We start from the raw sequence: 21,896 nt of genomic DNA, 5'->3' as shown, positions 1-21,896 counted from the left end.
GGGCCGGCTTCCATCGAGGTGTGCATCTCGTCGCCGGTGCGGTCGAGGAAACCGGTATTGATGAAGATGGTGCGCTCGCGGGCCTGTTTGATGCAGGCCTTGAGGTTGAGGCTGGTACGACGCTCTTCGTCCATGATGCCGACCTTGAGCGTGTTCGGCGCCATGCCGATACCCTTCTCGACGGCCTCGAAGAGCTCGACCGTGAAGTTGACTTCGGCCGGGCCGTGCATCTTGGGCTTGACGATATACACGCTGCCAGCACGGCTATTGGTGTGGGGACCGTTGCGCTTGAGGTCGTGCAGGGCAATGGTGCCGGTGCACAGCGCGTCCAGAATGCCTTCCGGAATTTCGTTGCCGTCGCTGTCGAGCACCGCCGGCGTGGTCATCAGATGGCCGACGTTGCGCACCAGCATCAGGCTGCGACCGGGCAGCGTGAGCGTGGAGCCGTCGGGGGCGGTGTATTCGCGATCGTCGTTGAGCTTGCGCGTGATGGTCTTGCCACCCTTCTCAAGCGACTCCTGCAGGTCGCCCTTCATCAGGCCCAGCCAGTTGCCATAGACCAGCGCCTTGTCTTCGGCATCGACCGCGGCGACGGAGTCTTCACAGTCCTGGATGGCGGTGACGGCGGCTTCCATGAGCACGTCCTTCACGCCGGCTGCATGGTCCTTGCCGACCGGATCGTTGGCATCGATCTGAATTTCGGAATGCAGGCCGTTGTTGGTCAGCAGCACGGCCTTGGGCGCAGACGCATCGCCCTGGTAGCCGGCGAACTGCTTGCTGTCCTTGAGCGTGGTGTGGCTGTCGCCCACGTCCACGGCCAGGGTGTCGTTATCGATACGGTAGGCAGTGGCATCGGCATGCGAGCCATCGGCCAGCGGGAAGGTATCGTCGAGGAACTTGGCCGCCCATTCGACCACCTTGGCGCCACGCTTGGGGTTGTAGCTGGTGCCCTTCTCGGCGCCGTTATCCTCGGGGATGATGTCCGCGCCGTAGAGGGCGTCATACAGGCTGCCCCAGCGGGCGTTCGCGGCGTTGAGCGAAAAACGCGCGTTGGTGATCGGCACCACCAGCTGCGGGCCTGGCACGGTAGCAATCTCGGGGTCGACGTTGTCGGTCGAGACCTTGAAGTCGCCCACATCACCGACGATGTATTCGAGCTCTTCGAGCAGCTTGCGGTATTCGCCCTTGTCGAAGGCATCGCCGCGGTGTTCACGGTGCCATTTGTCGAGCGTTTCCTGGATATCCTCGCGATGACGAAGCAGCTGCGCGTTGCGATCGCCGAACTCGGCCACCAGCGAAGCCAGCGTCTGCCAGAAGGTGTCGGAGTCGACGCCGGTGCCCGGCAGGGCTTTTTCAATCAAATCATGCAGGGGCTTGCCGATCTGCAGGCCCGCTTTTTCGATACGGTCGGTCATAAAACGCCTTTTCTTGTGCCAAACGCAGCCGTTCTGGCGAACGGTCACGAAAATTTGTCAGGCCGGCATCATAACAAAGCACTGCCGACATGGGTTTTACGGCGATCCGGCCCGCCGCTTGCCCGGCGCCCGGGTGCGCTGCTGCAGGCGATACAGGAATTCGCCCATGATGCGGTCATACAGCGCATCGCCGAGCACGGCGTCTTCAATGCCGGCGTCCAGGCTCGGGTTGTCGTTGACTTCGATCACCCGAATACCGTCGGCGGTCTGCTTGAGGTCGACCCCGTACAAACCGTCGCCGATGAGATTGGCCGCGCGTACCGCGGTGTCGATCACCTCGGCGGGCGCATCCTCGACCGCCAGCGTGGCCGAATCGCCCTCGCTGTAGTCGCCGCTGTCTTCGTGCTTGACGATCTGCCAGTGGCCGCCCGCCATCGCATACTGGCAGACATACAGCGGCTTGCCGGCGAGCACACCCACCCGCCAGTCGAACTCGGTGGGCATGAATTCCTGGGCCAGCGCGAGTTCGGAATCGTCGAGTAGCCGCGCGGCGATAGCGTCGAGTTCGGCGCGATCGTTGGCCTTGAACACGCCTTTCGAAAACGCGCCTTCCGGGGCCTTGAGCACCATCGGAAAACCCAGCAGCTCGGGCAGGCGCTTGACCTCGCGTTCGCCAAAAATACAGGCGCGCGGCGCGGCCACCTTGTAACGGGTCAGCAGTTCGGCGAGATAGACCTTGTTCGTACAGCGCAGAATCGAGGTCGGATCGTCGATGACGACCAGGCCTTCGCGCTCGGCACGACGCGAAAAGGCATAGGTGTGATGGGCCAGCCGCGTGGTTTCGCGAATGAACAGGGCATCGAACTCAGCCAGCCGGCCGAAATCGCGCCGGCCGATGATTTCCACCTCCAGGCCCAGACGCTTGCCGGCGGCCACGAACTTGTCCAGCGCGGCGACGTTCGACGGCGGCTGCGGGTCGTCTGCGTCCACGAGCATGGCCACATCGAAGCGCGCGGCCCGGCGCTTGCGCGCGCCGCGCCAACCCTTGGCGACATGGGCCTGCAGGGCGCGATCAAGAAACGCTGCCTGTTCGGCGTCCAGCGACCGAATCGAGAGCGTGCGCAGCCCGTCCACCGCCACCTTGCCGTCGCGCCGGCGCAGCTCGACATGCAGCAGCGGCACGGCGAACTGCTCGAACAGCCGCCGCGCCAGCGATGCCAGCAACGGGTTTTCGCAGCGGCCGAGGTAGACGTTGAACGCCGCCGGCAGGCTGGCACGTTCGGCCTCGCTCAGCCGATCGAGATACTCGGCCAGCGCCGGGATTTCACTGCCGTAGATAATCTTGCGCGACAGGTCCTGCAGCGTGGCCACCGAGGCGAGCACGCGATGCCCGCGGGCCTCGGCCAGCAGCGAACAGTAATAGCCAAGGCTTTGATAGCGCGTACTGCGACACAGGTTGATGACGTGCAGATCCGCCTCGGCGAACGCCGGATCGGCCAGATAGTCGTCGGCGAGCACCAGCCGTACCGAAGGCGCGGGCGCTTTCCAGTCCCGCAGAGATTCCACCACCACGATCGGTTCGGCCATAGACGCGTTTTACCTGCTAGTTGTTGAGCTGTTTTTCCAGGCGCACACCGTCTTCGTGCCCGCCGTTGCTGCCCGGATAATAATCGACAAGTCGTGCGATTTCGCGATATCCCGCATCGGCAAACAAGCCGCGCGAGGCGCCGTTGGAAAGCCGCGCCTCGGCCCGCATGAAGCCACATCCCCTTGCGACAGCCTGGGCCTGCGCGCGTTCCAGAAGCCGGCGTGCCATGCCCCGGCCACGAGCGGCCGGGCCGACCGCGATCGAATACAGCCGGGCCACGCGGCTGCCACGGCGATAGAGCACGATCACATCGGCCACGACGGCCTCGTCCACCACGGCGACCAGAAAATCGCCATGCGCACGGGCGATGAGATGGCGCAGGCTGCGCCGGCTCTGCCCGTCCAGCACGAAACAGGCCTGTTCGAGCGCGTAAACGCCGGCCAGATCGTCAAGATCGGCGGCGCGAATGATAGTCGATGGGGTCACCGGCATGGGCCGAGTATACGCGCGCAAACGCCCGGCGCGAGAGGCTATTTGGGCTGCAGCTGGGCCATGAGAAGCCGCGCCGTGGCCGTCGACGAGGCCGGATTCTGACCGGTGACCAGATTGCCCGCGACCACCACATGCGAAGCCCAGTCCTTGCCGCTCGAAAATTCAGCACCGCTGTCGCGGAGCATGTCTTCCACGCGAAACGGCACCACCTCGGCCAGGCCCACGGCCTGCTCTTCGCTATTGGTAAAGCCGGTGACTTTGAGGCCATGGACCAGCGGCCCGCCGTGCGCATTCCTTGTATGCCGAAGCACGCCCGGCGCATGGCAGACCAGCCCCAGCGGTGTGCCCGCGGCCTGATTACGCTCCAGCAGCGCGATCGAATCGCGGTCTTCGGCCAGATCCCAGAGCGGGCCGTGGCCGCCGGGGTAGAAGATCGCGTCGAAGCGCTCGCCGGTCACGTCTGCCAGTTTGTGCGTGGTCGCCAGAGCGTGCTGGGCATCGGCATCTTTCTTGAAGCGCTCGGTGGCCGTGGTCTGGGCCTGGTCGGTGTCGCTGGCCGGGTCCAGCGGCGGCGCGCCCCCGGCCGGCGAGGCCAGCACCACCTCCGCGCCGGCATCGCGAAAGACATAGTAAGGCGCGGCGAATTCCTCCAGCCAGAAGCCGGTGGTCTTGCCTGTATCGCCCAGCGCAGCGTGCGAGGTGAGCACCATCAGCACTTTCATGGCGCATCCTTTGTGGTGACGTCAAACACGCACGATGCGGCCACCGGCCACGACAATCAATCGTGCCGGCGCAAGCCGTGCGACGGATGACCCGATTCGGCGCCGCTTCTACCTTTCAGGCGGTGCATACCGGACACGAGGCCACGCGTGAGTATGTCCTGGACCGGCGTGTAGACGACCAGCGGCACCACTACCAGCGCGGTCACTACCCCGCCGATGATGGCATCGGTGAACCAGTGCGCACCGCTGACCAGCCGCGGCAACACGAAAAAGGTCGCGAACACCGCCGACACCAGGCCATAGCGACGCCCCGCGAAGAACCACAGCAGGAAGGTGAACGTCGCCACCACGGTGGCATGATCGCCGGGAAAGCTCTGGGTGGAATGGTCCTTCGGGTTCAGCGGCGTGTGCTCGGAGAGCATCGTGAAGGGTTCCAGTACCAGCGAAGGGCTTTCGCGGGAGACATCCTTGAACAAAAACTCGCGGGTGATTGCGACCAGCACCAGCAACAGCACGCACACCAGAATCGATCGGGCGATACGCACGTCTCGCGGCGCATTCTGGCCACGCATGACGTAGGCGATGAGCACCCCCAGCAGAATGAACGCCGCGATGTAATCGAATACCCGCAGGTTCGCGAACGCCCAGAACATCTGCTCGGTGTAGCTGGTCTGGACCATCGAGTTGAGCCCGAGGGCGATATGCCGGTCGAGCCCGTCCCATACCATTCGGGTCGGCGCCCAGAGGTAGGACAACACCAGCAGCGCGGCGATGCCGTAGCTGATCATCAGGCCGCGCAGATTCCAATAGGCTTCGTTCGTACTCGTCATTGCCGCTTTCCTCAAGGTGCCGCAACATTATCTAAACGAGATATTAACGATTTCTTAATACCGTGTATATAGCACCTAATTGATGCCGGTTCGCGGTAGTCGAATGCTCACGCTCAGCCCGCCTTCGTTACGGTTGGCCAACGTGATGTCGCCGCCATGGCCTTGCACTACCGAGCGCGCGATCGACAGCCCCAGGCCGGTACCGCCGGTATCGCGGCTGCGTGAACTTTCCAGGCGCACGAACGGGTCGAACACCCGTGCCATTTCGGCCTCGTCGATACCCGGACCGTCGTCCAGCACCTGGATCGTCACTGCCTGGCGATCGTCGAGCAGAACCAGCCGTGCCCGCTGGCCGTAGGTGAGCGCGTTGTCGATGACGTTACGCAGCGCACGCCGGATCGCGGCAGGGCGGCACACCAGCGCCAGGCGAGCATCGGGCTCGAACACGACCGTTGCGCCGGCCGCGCGATAGTCCTCGCACAAGGCATCCACCAGCGCCGATAAATCGACGGTGCGTGTGGCCTCCGTAGCGGCCTCTTCGCGCATGAAGGTCAGCGACGCCTCGCTCATGCGCGCCATATCCTCGAGGGTGGCCGCCATCGAGCGCGTGTTGTCGTCGTCGGGCAGGAATTCCAGGCGCAGCCTCAGCGCGGTGATCGGTGTGCGCAAGTCGTGGGCGATGGCGGCGACCATACGGGTACGATCGGCCACGTACCGGGCCAGGCGTTCACGCATGCGATTGAATGCCGCGACCGAGCGCCGGATATCCTCGGCGCCGTATTCAGGCAGCGGCGCCACCTCTTCGCCCCGGCCGAAGCGTTCCGCCGCCCCGGCCAGCTCGCGCAGGGGCGCAGTGATCCGGCGGCTGGTCAGCACCACGATGAGCACCATCAGAACCGCACTCACCGCCAGCGTCATCAACGAAGACCGTGCCCAGTGCCGGGTCGGGTCGAACACCATCTGGCGTGCGCGCAGCCAGGCGCCCTCGTCGATCTGTACGGCCATGCGCAGCGCATCGCCGGCACGCCGGTTCGGCCCGCGCGCCAGCCCGGGGCCGATCGCCACCCGCACCCGATCGGTTTCCATGCCCATATTGCGGGCCATGTCCAGGGCGAAACGGTTGGCGGCGTCACTGCGCCCGGCAAATGCGCGCCCCGGCGTGGGTGCCAGGCGATAACGCAGATCGCGGGTAGACAGCGCGGCGACCGCATCCGCGCGCTCGTCGTCGGCGACGAATTCCAGCGTGCGCATGGCGGCCGCCACGTTATCGGCCATGTTGCCCAGGATCACGCGCTCGAGAAACCGATCGCGCTCGTGCATGAAAATGAAGAAACTCACCAGCTGCGAGATCACCAGTGCCAGCAGCGTCAACGCGACGATCCGCCCGGCCAGGCTGCGCGGCCACATGCGCATTCAGGCCGCCTCGCAGGCGGCGGCAAAGCGATAGCCCCCGCCCCAGACAGTCAGGATCAGGCGCGGATTGGCCGGGTCGAGCTCGACCTTGCGGCGCAGCCGGCTGACCTGATTGTCGATACTGCGATCGAACACCTGGGCGTCCTTGCCCTGCGTCAGATCCAGCAGCTGATCGCGCGAGAGCACGTGATTGGGGTGGCGCACAAACGCCAGCAGCAGGCGGTATTCGCCGGTGGACAGGGCCACGGCCACGCCGTCTTCGTCGACCAGCTCCTGTTGCGCGGTATGGAAGGTCCAGCGATCGAAGCGCACGGCGCTGCGCTCGGGCTGGTTGCGCTGGGCCGGCAGCGCCGTGGCCCGCCGCAGCACCGCGCGAATGCGCGCGAGCAGCTCCCGCGGCGAGAACGGCTTGGTGACATAGTCGTCCGCGCCCATTTCCAGGCCGATGATGCGATCCGTTTCGTCGGCCACGGCAGTCAGCAGCACGATGGGAATGTCGTGGGTTTCGCCCAGCCAGCGACACAGGCTCAGGCCGTCCTCGCCGGGCATCATGATATCCAGCACGACCAGATCGAAGGCCGATTCGCGCACCAACCGCCGCGCCGCGGCCGCATCGGCCGCCGCGGATATGCGAAAGCCGTGATCGCGCAGATAGCGGGTCAGCGAATCGCGAATATCGCGATGATCGTCGACAACGAGAATATGCGGCTGCGGCTCGGCCATGACGGGCTCGTGAACGAATGGCCGGGCCAATATAACCCGCCATCCGGGCGTTTTTACGCGGCCGTTGTATCGAGCTCTGCCAGGGCCGGGGCCTCGACACACTTTGCGACAAATTCATCGCCTGCCGACAGATTTGCACGACATTTGTGCGCGTTAATGGCGTTCGAGACAGGGCCAGCACGGCCCGTATCGCCCCCCAAAGGAGACATCCATGAAACACCGTATTCTCATGACCGCCCTCACCGCCGGCCTGGTCGGCATCGCCAGCGCCCATGCCAAGCCCATGCACGATTCCGACAAGCTGTTCGACGCGCTCGATGCCGATGGCAACAGCAGTCTGAGCCAGCAGGAACTGTCGAACATGCGCCAAGCCATGGCCAAACTGCGCTTCGATACTGCCGATACCAACGGCGATGGCCAGATCGACAAGGACGAGTTCATGGCCCAGGCCCAGCAGCGCGCCGAGCGCATGTTCGAGCGCCTGGATGCCAACGGCGACGGCAGCCTGGACGCAAGCGAAGCCCGCCCGCCGCAGCACGGCAAGCACGGCGGCGACAAGTCGAAGCACGCCGAAAACGGCGCCGATAAGCCGAACAACCACGGCAAGCGCGACGATATGTTCAAGAAAATGGACAGCGACGGCGACGGCCTCGTGTCACGGGAAGAGTTCAAGCAGGCCATGCAGCGCCACCACGACCGTATGGCACAGGAACACGACAAGCGTTCGCCGTAACGTCCGAAACGACGGCCCGCTGCCCGCCCGGCGAGCCCGGGCCGTCTCGTCTGCCCGTCGGCGTTCGTGCCGGCGGGCTTTTCACAGCCGTTAGAATGAGTCGCCGATTCCCGTGACCCTGTCGCCGCCCATGCGTTTTGCCGCTCTTGCCTGCCTGTGCCTGGCGTTCGCCGGCTGTGCGACGACGCCGCTCGACGAACTGGCCGAACCCGCATTCGAGATGCCGGCCCGGTTTGGCGCCAGCGGCGAAGCAGCCACGGATAGCCGCTGGTGGACCGCCTTCCACGATCCGGGGCTGAATACGCTGGTCGAACGCGCGCTGGGCAACAACTTCAGCCTGGCCTCGACCTATGCCCGTGTCGAACAGGCCCGGGCCACGCTCGCCAGCGCCAATGCCGACCTGTTCCCGAGCGTGGATGCGAGCTTCGAACAAAGCGGCACGCGGCGGTCGAACAACGGCGCGAGCGTGAGCGGCAGCACTGCCGGCAGCAACGGCATCGTGCTTGACCAGAGCGGCTCGAACTGGAGCGAAACGCGCACCCTGCAATTTTCGGCGGCCTATGAACTCGATCTGTGGGGGCGGCTGCGCAATGCGCGCAGCGCGGCCCTGTTCGATGCCCGCGCGACCGCGGCCGACTACCAGGCGGCTGCCATTACGCTCACCGCCGATCTGGCCAGCAACTGGTATCAGCTGCAGGAACTGCGCGCACGTATCGCGCTGCTGGAAAGCCAGATTCAGACCAATCGCGACGTGCTCGACCTGACCACCTATGCCTTCAAGTACGGCCAGAGCCAGGCCGCCGACGTACTGCGCCAGCGCCAGGCGGTGGAGTCGGTACGCGGCCAGCTCGAGCAGGCCCAGGCTAGCGAAGCGGTACTCGAACACGCCCTGGCCACGCTGGTGGGCGTCGCGCCTAAAGACCTGGACATACCCGAAGGCGATCTCATCGAACTGCCCGCCCTGCCGGACACCGGCGTGCCCGCCGCCGCGCTCATGCGCCGGCCGGATGTGCGCCAGCAATTCTATTCGCTGGCCGCGGCCGATCGGCGGGTCGCGGTGGCCGTGGCCAATCGCTATCCACAGCTGTCGCTGTCGGCGAGCGTATCGGCGACCAACGATTCCGGCGATCTGTTTTCCAACTGGATTACCCAGCTGGCGGCCAATCTCACCCAGCCGATATTCGATGCCGGCTCGCGCGCGGCCGAGGTCGATCGCAGCCGGGCCGTGGTCGCCGAAGAAGTCGCCGACTACCAGCAGAGCATGCTCGAAGCGTTGCAGGAAACCGAGGATGCGCTGACCAACGAGTACCGCCAGAAGCGCTATCTGCAGCGCCTCGACGAACAGCTGCGCCTGTCGCGCGAGAGCGTGGCCAATCTGCGCCTGCGTTACCTGCGCGGCGCCACCGACTACCTCGACGTGCTCGATGCCCTGCTCACCCGCCAGAACCTGCAGGTGGACTATCTGGCCGCTCGCCGCCAGCTGATCGACTACCGTATCAACCTCTATCGCGCGCTCGCCGGCGATATCGACAGCCTGCCCGACGCCGGCATCGATAATCCCCGCATCCCGCTGGACGCCGCGCAAACCGAAGACCGCCCATGAACAGCGAACCACCCCGGCGCACGTTGCCGCGACTGCTATGGATTGCCCTGCCCGTTCTGGTGCTGGTGGCAGGCGTCGTCATCGCCTTCATCGTGCTCACCAGCACGCCGAGCGCGCCCAAGGCCACGCCGCGCGAGCGCCAGGCCCGGCTGGTTACGGTCACGCCGGCCGAAGCCGCGCCGACGACCCTGGATTTCTCGGCCAACGGCACCGTGCAGGCGGCCGATTCAACCACCCTGCGTCCGCGGGTGTCGGGCCAGATCGTCGCACTGACCGACAAGCTCGCGCCGGGCACACGCTTTAATAAATCCGAGGTGCTGGCTCGTATCGACGAGGCCGATTACCAGCTCGCGCTCAATAGCGCGCGCACCGATCTGGCCAATGCAAAGGCCGCGCTGCGCGTGGAACAGGGCCAGCAGGCCGTGGCCAAGCGCGAGCTGGCCCTGGTGGGCAGCGACGTCAGCGCCGACGAGCGCGACCTGGCCCTGCGCGGGCCCCAGCTCGAACAGGCCCAGGCCGACGTCGAAGCCGCCCGTACGGCGGTCGAACAGGCCCAGCTCGATCTGGACCGTACAAAGGTGCGGGCGCCCTTTGCCGGCATCGTCACCGAACGCAGCGCCTCGATCGGTGATGTGGTGACCACCAGCGACAGCATCGCCACCCTGGCCGCGACCGATACCTACTGGGTCGATGTATCGGTGCCGGTCGATCAGCTGCGCTTCATTCATGCCGCCGACGCCGAGCGTGCGGGTACCTCGGCGCAGATCTTTTATCCCGACGGCTGGGGCGCGGACGCCTTCCTGCCCGCCGAAGTGCTGCGTATCCAGCCGGCATTGGAAACCTCGGGGCGCATGGCGCGGGTGCTGCTGCAGGTGCCCGACCCGCTGGGCGACAACACGCCTGCCGACACGCGGCTGCTGATCGGCGCCTATGTGCGGGCCGCGCTGGAAGCGCGGCTGCCGGCCGACAGCGTGCTCATCGACTCGGCGTTCGTGCACGAGAACAACAACGTCTGGGTGATGAGCAACGACAACCGCCTGGATATCCGCAGCGTCGACATCCTCTATCGCGACGCCAATCAGACGGTTGTCTCGGCCGGGCTAGAACCGGGCGATGCCGTGATCACCAGCGAACTGACCGCGCCCATCCAGGGTATGCCCATCCGGGTCGACTCGAGTACGGCGACAACACCCGCCAACCCGGATGACGCAGGCGACCCGGGCGACGACGAAGCCGAAGCCGCGGCCATGACCGGCAAGCAGCGGCCGCAGGGACTGCGCCTGAGCGGCCCACCGGAGGAGATTACGTCCAGCCCGGCTAGCGCGCGACCCGACACACGGCAAGTGGCCGCGGCAACGACGGAGCCGAACTCGTGAGCGAGAGTCCGCGCCGCGGCCCGATGGCCTGGATGGTCGCCAATCGGGTCACGCCGAATCTGCTGATGCTCGTGCTGCTGGCCGGCGGCCTGCTGATGACCACGCTCATCAAGCAGGAGGTCTTCCCCGAATTCAGCCTCGACATGGTCACGGTATCGGTGTCGTATCCGGGCGCCACCCCCGAGCAGGTCGAACAGAATATCGTGCTCGCCATCGAAGAAAAGGTGCGCGACGTCTCCGGCATCGACGAAATGACCGCCACGGCGGCCGAAGGCGGTGCCACGGTTCAACTGGAACTGTCCGAATCGGCCGACGGCCAGGCCGTGTTCCAGGACGTGCAGCAGGCGATCAGCCAGGTCACCACCTTCCCCGACGATGCCGAAAAACCGGTGATCTCGCTGTCGGACCACCAGCGCGACGTGCTCGATGTTCAGCTCTACGGCGATGTCAGCGAAAACGCGCTGCGTTCCTATGCCGAAGAAGTACGCGACCGTTTGCTGCAATCGCCGGACATCACCCAGGTGGAGCTCGAAGGCGCGCGTGATTACGTGATTCGTGTCGCCATTTCCCAGGAGCGCCTGCGCAGTTTCGGGCTCACGCTGGGAGATGTCGCCGATACCGTGGCCGCCTCGGCGGTGGACGTGGCCGGTGGCAGTGCCGATACCGCCTCGGGCGAGGTTCTGCTGCGGCTCAAGGGCCGACGTGATTCCGCCAGCGAATTCGAACGCATCCCGCTGCTGACCACGCCCGAAGGCACGGTGGTACGGCTGGGCGATGTAGCCACCGTGAACAACGGCTTCGAAGACAGCAAGACCGAAGCCACCTACGACGGCGCCCGCTCGATCGGGATCGCGGTCTATCGCGTGGCCAAGCAGACGCCCATTTCGGTCTCGCAGGCCACGCGCAAGGTGATGGCCGAGCTGGAAACCGACCTGCCGCCCTCGCTGCACTACGCCATCAACGGCGACAGCTCCGAAATCTATCAGCAGCGCCTCGAACTGCTGCTCAAGAACGCATTCATGGGCCTGGTGCTGGTACTGGGCGTGCTCAGCCTGTTTCTGGAGATCCGTCTGGCGTTCTGGGTGACCATGGGCATTCCCACCGCCTTTCTCGGCGCGTTCTTGTTCCTGCCTTTGATGGGCGTGACCATCAACATGATCTCGATGTTCGCCTTCATCATCGCGCTCGGCATCGTGGTGGACGATGCCATCGTGGCCGGCGAGAACATCTACGAACATCGCGAACGCGGGGCCAGCGTCATGCAGGCCGCGATCGCCGGCGCGCGCGATGTGGCCATGCCGATCTCGTTCTCGATTCTCACCAACGTGGTGGCGTTTCTGCCGCTGCTGCTGGTGCCCGGCTTTCTCGGCAAGCTCTTCGGCGTGATTCCGCTGGTGGTGATCACGGTGTTCCTGGTGTCCTGGGTCGAGGCACTGTTCATCATGCCCGCGCATCTGGCCCACGAACGCGAGGGCCGGCGCAATCGCCTGTCGGCCGCCATCCATACCCGCCAGCAGGCGTTCTCGCGCGGCTTTTCGCGTTTCGTGAGCGACTACTACGCGCCGCTGGCCTCGCGGCTCGTTGTGCATCGCTACGTCACTTCCGCGCTGGGCGTGGCCGTGCTGCTGGTCGTGCTGGCCTGGGCGTTTTCCGGACGTATGGGCTTTGCACTCATGCCCAAGGTGGAATCCGATCGCGCCCAGGCCACGCTGACCCTGCCCTATGGCAGCCCCATGGATCGCGTGCAGGCCACCCGCGACCGCCTCGAAGCGGCGGCAGAACAGGTGATCGCCGACAACGGCGGCAGCGACCTGGCCACCGGCGTGTTCGCCACCATCAAGGAAAACGTGGTGGAAATGCGCGTTTACCTGCAACCAGCGGACATACGCCCGATCAGCACCTCGGCCTTCACTACCGCCTGGCGCGAACAGCTCGGCGATATCGCCGGCCTGCAGTCGGCCCAGTTCCAGTCCGATGCCGGAGGGCCCGGCGCCGGCAAGGCCATTACCGTGGAACTGTCGCATCGCGATACCGATACGCTGGATCGCGCGGCCGAAGCGCTGGCCACACGGCTGGGCGAATTCGCCGGTACCCACGATATCGACAGCGGCGTGGCCGAGGGCAAGAACCAGATCAGCTTCACCCTCAACGATGCCGGCCGCTCCCTGGGCCTGACCAACGCCAACGTGGGCGCCCAGGTACGCGCTGCCTTCTATGGCGCCGAGGCGCTACGCCAGCTTCAGGGGCGTAACGAAGTCAAGATCATGGTGACCCTGCCCGAGTCCGAGCGCGACAGCGCGGCCTCGATTCGCAATCTGTTGATCCGCACGCCCGACAATACCTACGTGCCGCTGGCCCAGATCGCCGATATCGACTACGACCGGGCCTTCACCCAGATCACTCGCCGCGACGGCCGGCGCAGTATCGAAGTCACCGCCAACGTCACCCCCTTCGATGCCACCAGCCGTATCACCCAGACCCTCAACGCCGAAACCCTGCCCCAGCTCGCCCAGGACTATCCGGGTCTGAGCTACGGCTATTCCGGCCGCCAGCAAGACACGGCCGACTCGGTGCATGCGCTGTTCGTGGGCTTCGTCTTCTCGATGGCCGGCATCTACATGCTGCTGGCGATCCCGTTCGCGAGCTATCTGCAGCCCATCATCGTGATGATCGCCATTCCGTTCGCGGTGGTGGGCGCCATTCTCGGCCACGAAATCATGGGCTATTCCCTATCGGTGGTCAGCCTCATGGGCGTGCTGGCGCTGGCCGGCGTGGTGGTCAACGATTCGCTGGTGCTCATCCACTATGCCAATACGCTACGCAACAGCGGAGAAAGTCCGGCCAACGCCGTGCGTCTGGCCGCGGTTCGCCGCTTTCGCCCGATCTTGTTGACCACGCTGACCACCTTCGGTGGTCTGGCACCGATGATCTTCGAAACGTCCCTGCAGGCACGCTTCATGATCCCGATGGCGATCTCGCTGGGCTTCGGCATTCTGTTCGCGACCGCCATCACCCTAGTACTGGTGCCCTGCTTTTACGTAATCGTCGAAGACCTGCGCGGCCTGCTGTCGCGGCGCGACCCCGAAGCAGGCGCCTGAGCCGGCATGAAAAGACCGTCTCAGGGTGTTGATGGCACGGGCAAACGGCCTGCGTGGCGTTCGGCAATAGCGCCGCGCATCCGCTTTTCCCACGCCGATACGATGCGCTTCTGCGCGCGGTGGCGATGAAGGTTATCCTGAGGCGCTGAGCCCGCCCGATACCGCCGCCGATGAAGCCCCGCAAGACGCCCCTGACTGCCCTCGCGATCGTGCTTTACGGCATGCTGACCGCCTGTGCGAGCGCGCCGCTGCCGGCGCCGGTTGACGACGCTTCCACGAGGGCGGTCGCGGTACCCGCCGGCGACGGACTGCTTCTCGAGCGCCTGCGGGCGAGCCTGCGCGAGCGCGGCTGGGCGCTGATGTCATACGATGCGTCCGCGCTCGATCGCAACCGCGCCTACACCAGCCTGGCCCGGCAGGCCCGATACCGGCTCACACTCTCCGAGGATCGCATCGGCAACTGTCGCGGCGGTATGCCCAGCTTTCTATACAACGCGACGATGATAGAAAACCGCGACGGGAACGTCGTGTTCGCGCTCACCGGCGCACACTGCCTGGACGAGGCGATTTCGCGCTTTGCCCAAGGCCTGGACCGCAACGGTCTGATCGCGCCGACGGTGGGCGCCGGCGGCTGAGCCGGGCGTTCAGTCCAGCGGCGGTTCGGCCTTGAGGCTGGCTGCCAGGCCGTCGCGAAAATCCGCGAAGGCGAGCACGTAGCCGGTATCGTCGAGCAGGCGCTGGTTGCTCAAGCGCCGGGATTCGCGCAGAAACGACAGCCGCATGGCCGAAAAGCGCTGCTCGGCCTCGGCCCAGGAAATACGCGGCGGCGAGGCCACACCCAGCATCTCGGCCAGAGTGTCGTAGTAGATGCCGAGCCCGGTCGGATGGCCATCGCTGGCGTTGTAAAGATTGTGGTCGAGCACGCGGGTGCCGGCCAGCCAGGCGATAGCGGCCAGATCGTCAATATGAATACGGTTGCTCCAGCCACCGTCTTCATCGTTGAGAATGGGCGTGGCCTCGCGTACCCGTGCCACCGGCAGGCGGTTCGGCCCGTAGATGCCGGGGGCCCGCAGCACACGCGCCTGCGGCGAGAAGTCGAGCATCTGACGCTCGGCGTCCACGCGCCGCTTGGCCCGTTCGCTTTCGGCGTTCACCGGCCGGGTTTCGTCCACCCAGGCATCGCCGCAATCGCCATAGACGCCGCTGGTGCTGATATAAACGGTATAGGCCGGCGAAGCGTGAAGGGCAGCCAGTACACGCGCCATGCGCGTATCGGTATCGCCCTCGCGCGGGGGCGGGGCGAAATAGAACAGCCGGTCGCAGGCCGGCAATTCGAGGGCGTCGGTGTCGAGATCGAGGGTCAGCGCATGTGCGCCCACGGCGCGCACCTTCGCGGCGCTGGCCGGGCTACGCACCACGCCGGTCACGATATCGCCTGCAGCGACCGCGCGTGCGGCGACACGAACACCCGTGTCGCCGCAGCCGATGATCAGACTATGCGAAGCCAAACCTAGCGGTTCGCGTCGCGCAGTTCGAGGCCGCGACGATAGGCCGAACGCGCTTCCTCTTTTTCGTTGATTTCCTCGAACAACCTGCCGAGCTCAAGCAGCGCATCGGGGCGCGACTGATTCTTCTGGCTGGCCTCGAAATAGCTGCGCGCCCGGCCCCATAGGCGATTGCGCAGGCACAGACGGCCCGCCACGAGCAACAGTTCGGGCTCTTCACCGTACTGCTTGAGCCAGTTCTCCACCGTGGCCAGCTGTGCAGTGCGGTCAGCGCATTCCAGATCGCCGAACAGCAGCGCCAGCGACGCGCTCCACTCGTGCTTGAGCGTGTCGCGAATCACGTCCGCGGCCTGCTCGTCCGCGCCGGCCAGCTTGAGGAGCTTGGCATAGCGCTCGACCATGCCCGGCTTGGAACGCAGCCGTTTGGGCACGCGCTTCCAGGCGGTGGTCAGAGCGATCGCGTCTTTTTGCTGATGGTGGGTGAGATCGTCATTCCAGGCATCCACCGCCAAACGATCGATATTCTCGGTGGGCATCTCGCCGTACTTGTAGAGCGACGGCACCAACGCGCGCAGCTGCTTGTAGTCGCCCACGCTCGCCGACTGCGCCGCGTAGAGCTGAAGCACCTGCGGGTGCGTGGGCTCCATCTGGTAGAGCCGGGCCAGACTGGCCATGGCCTCGGCACTCTGGCCCTGCTGGATCTGCAGCTGGGCCTGGGTCAGCAGCACGGCAAGTTCACTCGCGCCCTTCTTGGACGAGGCCAGCTCCAGAAAACGATCGCGGTCCGAGACATGCCCCTGAAACTGGGCCGCGCGGGCGGCGAGCAGATAATTCAGACCCGGCGCTTCGTGGCGGTCGGCAAGACGACTCAGCTCGGTCTCGGCGCGCGACCAGCGCCCTTCCAGCAACAGCTGCAGACCGTCGTAGAGCGAATGGCGTGCCTTGCGCTCACGGCGTCGGGCGACACGCTCGCGCAGCGAACGCGGCAGCAGCACGCCGGCGACGATGAGCTTCCACAGCCCGATCACGAGCGCGATCGCCACGACCAGCGCGGCCACCGCGAACAGCAGCGAGGTTTCTACTTCCCAGCCGCCGAACGACAGCAGCAGATAGCCCTGCTGGTCGCGAAAGACCAGCGCGATCACGATGCCGAGGATGACGAATAGGCAGAAAGCCAGCAGCGTACGCCGCATCATGCACCGTCCTGGCCGGTCTGCTCACCGGCGCTAGCATCGTTGTCCTGATTGCTCGAGCTGTCGTTGCTGCCCGAAGAGCCGCCGCCACGACGCGACTTGAGCTGTTCGAGCAGAACCAGACTGCGCGAGATATCCGGCGTATCCCAGTCGAGCTTGACGTTGCTCATCTGGTTGAGTCGGTCGCGCATCTGGCTGACCGGTGCGGCATCGCTATCGTAATAATCCGCAAGCCACTCACGCGCGGTTTCCAGGCTCTCGCGATAGTTCTCGGTATCGCGCTCGAGCAGGGCCAGCCGTGCGCTGCGCAGTTCCAGCTGCAGGTTCTGGTTCAAGAAGAACGCCTGATCCGGGGGCAGCAACGCGCGCTGGGTACCGTCCGAGCGGCGGATGGTCATCATTCCGGAGAGCGCGTCGCCCACCGAATTCTTGAAGTGATCCCAGCCTTGGCTGAACTGCGACTGGAACTCGTCGAAGCTCATGCTCGATTCGTCGTCCGCGGCCTTGGCCTGACTCTGCTGATTGTCGTATTCGCTGGGCACGCTCGAATCCAGCGGCAGCTGGGGCACCTGTTCGATAAGGGCCGCAAGCTGCAGCGACAGACCTTCGATATCCGGCGATGGCAGCGCTTGTAGGGCCGCCACTTCGTTGGCGATCTCGCCGCGAATATCGAAAAGGCGCGGGTCGTTCTTGCGCGCGATCGCATCGCTGGCCATTTCCAGCGCACGCGCCGCGCCTTGCGGATCGTCGTAGAGCTGTACGCGCTGGTTGGCGACACGCAGCAGCGATTCGATCTGGTCGAGCTGCAGCCGGCTGGCGCTTTCGTTGCGCGCATCGGCCAGTTCGGCGAGCTGGGTCTGAGTGGCTTCCAGCGACGCCTGCATATCCGACAGGTTCTGGCCCTGCCGGTCGATACGCGAGCCCAGATCGCCCAGATCGGCATCCAGCGACTGCAGTCGCGAATCGAATCGCGAAAGGCGCGGCATGACGATGTCCTGCACGCTCGACTGCACGCTCTTTTCGACCGTGTCCAGGCGCGAATCGGCCGAGGCAAGCCGCTGTTCGCCGCGGTAGAGCAGCCAGCCGGAAATCACCAGCGCGATGAGCGCGATTACCACCGCCACGATGGCAATGATCGGCGGCTTGCCACCGCCGTTGCCGCTGTGCGCGCCACGGGCCGGGCGGTTCGGGGTGCTCGCACCGCTTCCAGTCGGCTTGGCGGCGGCCGTACTCGCTGCGGTCGTCGCCCCGGGATTTGTCGCCGAGGCGCCGGTCTTGCCAGCGCCGGCGGTATTGCCTTTCGCCGCGTTCGACGAACTCGCGTCCGTCTTGGCGCTCCCGCCGGATGTGTTCGCGCCCGATGCGGCTTGTTTCTTGCCGCTCTGGCCAGCCGTCGTTTTATCGGCCGGCTTGCTGGCCGCCGATTTGGACGCGCCGCTGCTGGCACTGGCCGATGTGGAAGCGCTGGCCGCGCTCTTGTTCTGGTCAGCGCCCTTGTTCGAAGGGGCTTCGTTACGCTTTTCTTCACTCATGTGGTGGCGGATTCCCCCGGTAGCCGATAGCCCGTAGCGATGGCTGCTATTGTCGGTCGCCCGTCGATTGCCGCGCAAGCGCGGCCACGATGGCCTCGCCGCTGATGCGTTCGACGATCAACGGCGCATGCTGCCAGTTCAGGCGTTGATCGGCCTGTTTTACCACACGCACGCTTGGCGCCACCAACCGACAGCGTTCCAAAGCGGCCCGCACGTCGACGTAGGCGCGCTTGTTCACGAGATCGCACAGATGCGCCAGCGCCTCGCCGCTGGTCACGATAACCGCATCCGCACGGCGGGCGATCCGCTCCAGGCGCTCGACGCTCGGTGTCAGCCAGCAACGCCGATAGAGCGCGATCTTGTGCACTCGGGCACCGCGTTGGCTAAGCGTGTCGACGAGCAGATCGCGCCCGCCTTCGCCGGAGAGGATGGCAATATCCAGCCCCTCGACACGGGTAAGCGTGTCCATGGCCAGCAGGCCTTCGCTGGTGAAGGCCCCCGCCGGCCGTTCGACCGGGCGCCCGGCCGCGGCTTCCAGCGCCTGGGCGCTGGCATTGCCGACGCCGTACAGGCGACCGGCGGGCGCGAAGCCGGGCATGAGCTGCCAGGCGGCATCGACCGCGTTGGTGCTGGTGGCCAGGACCCGATCGGCGGTCACTGCCTGCATCAGTGCGCGATAGGCCGCTTGGCGATCGGCCGTCGGCTCGATGGCCATCAGCGGCTCGACGATGACCGTCGCCCCCGCCTGTTCCAGCAACCGCGCCCAGGCCGCGCTCTGGTGCACGGCCCGCGTGAGCCAGATCGTCTGGCCGGCCAGCGGCGTACTCATCAACCCAGGTCAGCAAGAATCTTGTCGGCGCCCGCGGCCAGCAGTCGGTCCGCCAGCCGGTGGCCAAGCTCGGCGGCTTCACCGGTCGGGCCGCTGATTTCGTCGCGCACCATCACGCTGCCGTCGGGCTTGCCCACGCAGGCACGCAGGCGCAGTGTCTGGCCATCATGGACCGCATGGGCAGCGATAGGCAGATGACAGCTGCCTTCCAGGCGGGCGTTGACCGCGCGCTCGGCGTCGATCCGGATATGGGTGTATTCGTCGTCCAGGGCCGCGATATGGGCCGCGGTTTCGTCGTCGTCGGCACGAATCTCGATCCCCAGAACGCCCTGACCGATCGCCGGCAGGCTTTGCTCGATCGTCAGTTCGCTGGCAATACGCGAGGCCAGCTCCAGGCGTTCGAGGCCGGCACAGGCCAGCACGATGGCATCGAAGTCGCCGCGATCGAGCTTGGCCAGACGGGTCTGAACGTTGCCCCGCAGGCTCAGAATTTCCAGGTCCGGGCGCAGGTGCTTGATCATCGCCGCACGGCGCAGGCTCGACGTGCCCACGCGCGCGCCGTCGGGCAGCGATTCCAGCGTGTCGTAGTGGTTGGAGACAAACGCATCCAGCGGGCTGCCCGGCGCGAGCACCGTCGGCAGGGCGAAGCCCGGCGGCAGTTCGGCCGGCACGTCTTTCATGGAGTGCACCGCCATATCTGCTTCGCCGGCCGCGATCGCCGCTTCGAGTTCCTTGAGAAACAGCCCCTTGCCGCCGATTTCGGCCAGCGGCCGGTCGAGTACGCGATCGCCCTCGGTGCGAATGGGCAGCAGCACCACGTCGACTTCGGGCAGCGCGGTCTGCAGGCGCACCTGGACGTGTTCGGCCTGCCACATCGCGAGCTGGGACTGACGGGTGGCAATACGCAGGGTCTTGGACATGAACAAAAGCCTTATTGGAGACGACACGTCGCGCGGTCGTGAAAATCGTGGATTCTACCGCTCGATCAAGGCCCGTACCTCGGCCAGCCGGCGACGGCTGACTGGAACCGGGTCGCGCACATGGCGCAGGGTCAGGGTGGCCCCGTCTTCGCCGTCCAGGCGCAGGCCGGTGATATGGCGTTTGGCCACCAGCGCCTTGCGATGTACGCGAACGAAGGCCGCGCCCAGCGCCTGTTCCAGGGCGAGCAGGGATTGCTCGATGAGCAGTTCGCCCTGCATATGATAGACGGTGGTGTATTTCTGGTCGGCCCAGAAATAGAGGATATCGCTCGCCGCCACCCGTTCGATGCCGTCGCGGGTACGCGCACTGACATAGGTGGGGCCGTCGCCGGTGACTACGCCGTCCAGGGCGGCCAGCTGGGCACGGCTGGGCTGGCGTGCGCGCGCCAGGGCTGCCGCGAGGTCGTCGCGACGCACCGGTTTAAGCAGATAGCCGGCCGCGTGATTATTGTGTGCCGAAAGCGCGTGCTCGCTGTGCGCGGTCACGAAGATGACCGCTGGCGGTACGTCCGCCTCGGCAAGCTCACGTGCAACCTGGAGCCCGTCCATGCCCGGCATATGCACATCGAGCAGAACGGTATCGGCAGCCGTTTCGTTGACACAGTGGACCGCGCTGCTGCCGTCCCCGGCCTCACCGACGACGTCGTAGCCGGGAAAGGCATCGATCATCCGGCGCAGGCGTTCGCGGGCCAGCGGTTCGTCGTCGACGATCACGATTCGCATATCGTTCCTGTCATCGCTGTTCGCTAATGTTCAGCCATCTGCGGCACGACCATCACCACCGTGAAGCGGTCCCGCTGCTCGTCTACCCGCAGTACGGCCGCATCACCGTATCGCAACGCCAGCCGATTGCGAATATTGGCGATCGCCTGGCGGTTGCCCGGCACGGTGGCGGTATCCGTACAGATCGGGTTCGACACCTCGACCACAAGCGTGTTGCCCTTGCGCTGCGCGGTGATTGCTACCGTACCGCCGGCGGGCAGTCGCGCCACGCCGTGACCGATCGCATTTTCCACCAGCGGCTGGAGCGACAGCGCCGGCAGCCGGCAACCACGGGCCGCCGGCGCGATGTCGATTTCCATATGCAGACGCTCGCCCAGGCGCAGCGACTCGATCCCCACATAGGCGTTCACCAGAGTCATCTCCTCGGCCAGACTGACATCGGCCGGCCCCTGTTCCGACAGCCGGGCGCGCAACAGCAACGCCAGATCTTCAAGCGCGGTTTCGGCATCGCCCGGGCGCACCGCGATCAGCGCCGCCACGCTGTTGAGGCTGTTGAACAGAAAATGCGGCTCGATACGGGCCTGCAGGGCCTCGAGCCGGGCGCGCACCTCGGCCTGGGCCTGGGTCTGCCAGGCCGATCGCAGCCAGAAATAACGCAGTGCGAGCGCCGACACGACCGCGCAGATACCCACGCTCCGGGCCAGAAAGCCGTCGTGGGAGGCGTCTTCGAGCAACAGGGCAAAGCCCGAATAGCGCCCTGCCACATAGGTGATCTCGGTGATCGACAGCGTAACGAGCAATAAAACCAGATAGGCCAGCAGGGCCATGCCGCGAGCCGACATGCCGCTGGCATAGCGCTTGATCAGGCACAGGGCGGCCGCGCTGCATACGCCGATCCACTGCATATACACCGACAGCAGCAGAAAACGTCGCGGCAGTTCGTCGCTGAGCGAGCCGCCCAGCGCAAGCACGATCGCGACCGCCTCGCAGACCACCAGCACGCGAAGCACGCGGGCGCCGGTACAGAAATCGGGCAGAAATTCGACGTTTTCGCGCGCGCTCGTCATTGAAAAGGCTCGAATCGACAAACCACAGCATTGCGCAGCTGGCCTGCGACAACAAGCCGGCAAAAGGCGCGACA

At 65.6% G+C, this 21,896-nt stretch carries 19 protein-coding genes; 5 read left to right on the top strand and 14 right to left on the bottom strand.

Annotated features, from left to right (window positions below):
- The 7 genes from ABNU97_RS02025 to ABNU97_RS01995 form a co-directional block, all read right to left on the bottom strand.
- Positions 1–1,415: malate synthase G (locus tag ABNU97_RS02025; protein WP_348765081.1), on the bottom strand; the 1,415-nt coding region annotated here is incomplete at its 3' end.
- 96 nt (positions 1,416–1,511) lie between these two features.
- A complete protein-coding gene (locus ABNU97_RS02020) occupies positions 1,512–3,002 on the bottom strand; it encodes a RimK family protein (RefSeq protein WP_348765080.1) in 1,491 nt (496 codons plus the stop codon).
- A gap of 16 nt (positions 3,003–3,018) precedes the next feature.
- Positions 3,019–3,495, bottom strand: a complete 477-nt coding sequence (locus ABNU97_RS02015) for an N-acetyltransferase (RefSeq protein WP_348765079.1) — start codon at positions 3,493–3,495, stop codon at positions 3,019–3,021.
- Positions 3,496–3,533: 38 nt separating this feature from the next.
- On the bottom strand, positions 3,534–4,217 hold the full coding sequence (locus ABNU97_RS02010) for a type 1 glutamine amidotransferase domain-containing protein (protein ID WP_348765078.1): 684 nt from the start codon (positions 4,215–4,217) through the stop codon (positions 3,534–3,536).
- Positions 4,218–4,273: 56 nt separating this feature from the next.
- Complete coding sequence (locus ABNU97_RS02005; RefSeq protein ID WP_348765077.1) at positions 4,274–5,047, bottom strand: phosphatase PAP2 family protein; 774 nt, start codon at positions 5,045–5,047, stop codon at positions 4,274–4,276.
- A 75-nt stretch (positions 5,048–5,122) separates the two neighbouring features.
- Positions 5,123–6,460, bottom strand: a complete 1,338-nt coding sequence (locus tag ABNU97_RS02000; RefSeq protein ID WP_348765076.1) for an ATP-binding protein — start codon at positions 6,458–6,460, stop codon at positions 5,123–5,125.
- Positions 6,461–7,183 carry a response regulator gene (locus tag ABNU97_RS01995; protein WP_348765075.1) on the bottom strand — a complete coding sequence of 241 codons (723 nt, stop codon included), beginning with the start codon at positions 7,181–7,183 and terminating at the stop codon, positions 6,461–6,463.
- Positions 7,184–7,394: 211 nt separating this feature from the next.
- Here ABNU97_RS01995 and ABNU97_RS01990 point away from each other — a divergent pair, with 211 nt between their 5' ends.
- The 5 genes from ABNU97_RS01990 to ABNU97_RS01970 all read left to right on the top strand — a co-directional run bounded on the left by ABNU97_RS01990 (position 7,395) and on the right by ABNU97_RS01970 (position 14,628).
- Positions 7,395–7,916 carry an EF-hand domain-containing protein gene (locus tag ABNU97_RS01990; protein ID WP_348765074.1) on the top strand — a complete coding sequence of 174 codons (522 nt, stop codon included), beginning with the start codon at positions 7,395–7,397 and terminating at the stop codon, positions 7,914–7,916.
- A gap of 112 nt (positions 7,917–8,028) precedes the next feature.
- Positions 8,029–9,519, top strand: coding sequence for an efflux transporter outer membrane subunit (locus ABNU97_RS01985; RefSeq protein WP_348765073.1), 1,491 nt, complete (start codon positions 8,029–8,031; stop codon positions 9,517–9,519).
- On the top strand, positions 9,516–10,895 hold the full coding sequence (locus ABNU97_RS01980) for an efflux RND transporter periplasmic adaptor subunit (protein ID WP_348765072.1): 1,380 nt from the start codon (positions 9,516–9,518) through the stop codon (positions 10,893–10,895). The genes ABNU97_RS01985 and ABNU97_RS01980 overlap by 4 nt, the downstream gene beginning before the upstream one ends.
- Complete coding sequence (locus ABNU97_RS01975; protein ID WP_348765071.1) at positions 10,892–13,993, top strand: efflux RND transporter permease subunit; 3,102 nt, start codon at positions 10,892–10,894, stop codon at positions 13,991–13,993. Before ABNU97_RS01980 ends, ABNU97_RS01975 begins: the two co-directional genes overlap by 4 nt.
- 170 nt (positions 13,994–14,163) lie before the next feature.
- A complete protein-coding gene (locus tag ABNU97_RS01970; protein WP_348765070.1) occupies positions 14,164–14,628 on the top strand; it encodes a hypothetical protein in 465 nt (154 codons plus the stop codon).
- A 9-nt stretch (positions 14,629–14,637) separates the two neighbouring features.
- On the opposite strand, the gene ABNU97_RS01965 is transcribed toward ABNU97_RS01970, so the two are convergent.
- From ABNU97_RS01965 to ABNU97_RS01935, 7 genes are read right to left on the bottom strand one after another with little or no spacing between them, the layout of a single operon-like run.
- Positions 14,638–15,501: an SDR family oxidoreductase gene (locus tag ABNU97_RS01965; protein ID WP_348765069.1), complete on the bottom strand. Its 864-nt coding sequence runs from the start codon at positions 15,499–15,501 to the stop codon at positions 14,638–14,640.
- A gap of 2 nt (positions 15,502–15,503) precedes the next feature.
- Complete coding sequence (locus tag ABNU97_RS01960) at positions 15,504–16,694, bottom strand: heme biosynthesis HemY N-terminal domain-containing protein (protein ID WP_348765068.1); 1,191 nt, start codon at positions 16,692–16,694, stop codon at positions 15,504–15,506.
- Entirely contained in the window at positions 16,691–18,223 is a 1,533-nt protein-coding gene (locus ABNU97_RS01955) for a uroporphyrinogen-III C-methyltransferase (RefSeq protein ID WP_348765067.1), read from the bottom strand. The genes ABNU97_RS01960 and ABNU97_RS01955 overlap by 4 nt, the downstream gene beginning before the upstream one ends.
- Before the next feature lie 46 nt (positions 18,224–18,269).
- Entirely contained in the window at positions 18,270–19,052 is a 783-nt protein-coding gene (locus ABNU97_RS01950) for a uroporphyrinogen-III synthase (RefSeq protein WP_348765066.1), read from the bottom strand.
- The gene (hemC, locus tag ABNU97_RS01945) at positions 19,052–19,972 is read right to left on the bottom strand and encodes a hydroxymethylbilane synthase (RefSeq protein ID WP_348765065.1); all 921 of its coding nucleotides are present in this window, start codon (positions 19,970–19,972) and stop codon (positions 19,052–19,054) included. Before hemC ends, ABNU97_RS01950 begins: the two co-directional genes overlap by 1 nt.
- Before the next feature lie 54 nt (positions 19,973–20,026).
- On the bottom strand, positions 20,027–20,755 hold the full coding sequence (locus tag ABNU97_RS01940) for a LytTR family DNA-binding domain-containing protein (protein WP_348765064.1): 729 nt from the start codon (positions 20,753–20,755) through the stop codon (positions 20,027–20,029).
- Positions 20,756–20,778: 23 nt separating this feature from the next.
- Positions 20,779–21,822 carry a histidine kinase gene (locus tag ABNU97_RS01935; protein ID WP_348765063.1) on the bottom strand — a complete coding sequence of 348 codons (1,044 nt, stop codon included), beginning with the start codon at positions 21,820–21,822 and terminating at the stop codon, positions 20,779–20,781.
- Positions 21,823–21,896 lie beyond the last annotated feature (74 nt).

It is taken from the genome of uncultured Salinisphaera sp., from assembly GCF_964012375.1.
GTDB lineage: Bacteria > Pseudomonadota > Gammaproteobacteria > Nevskiales > Salinisphaeraceae > Salinisphaera.
This window is presented reverse-complemented; position numbering and strand designations above follow the sequence as displayed.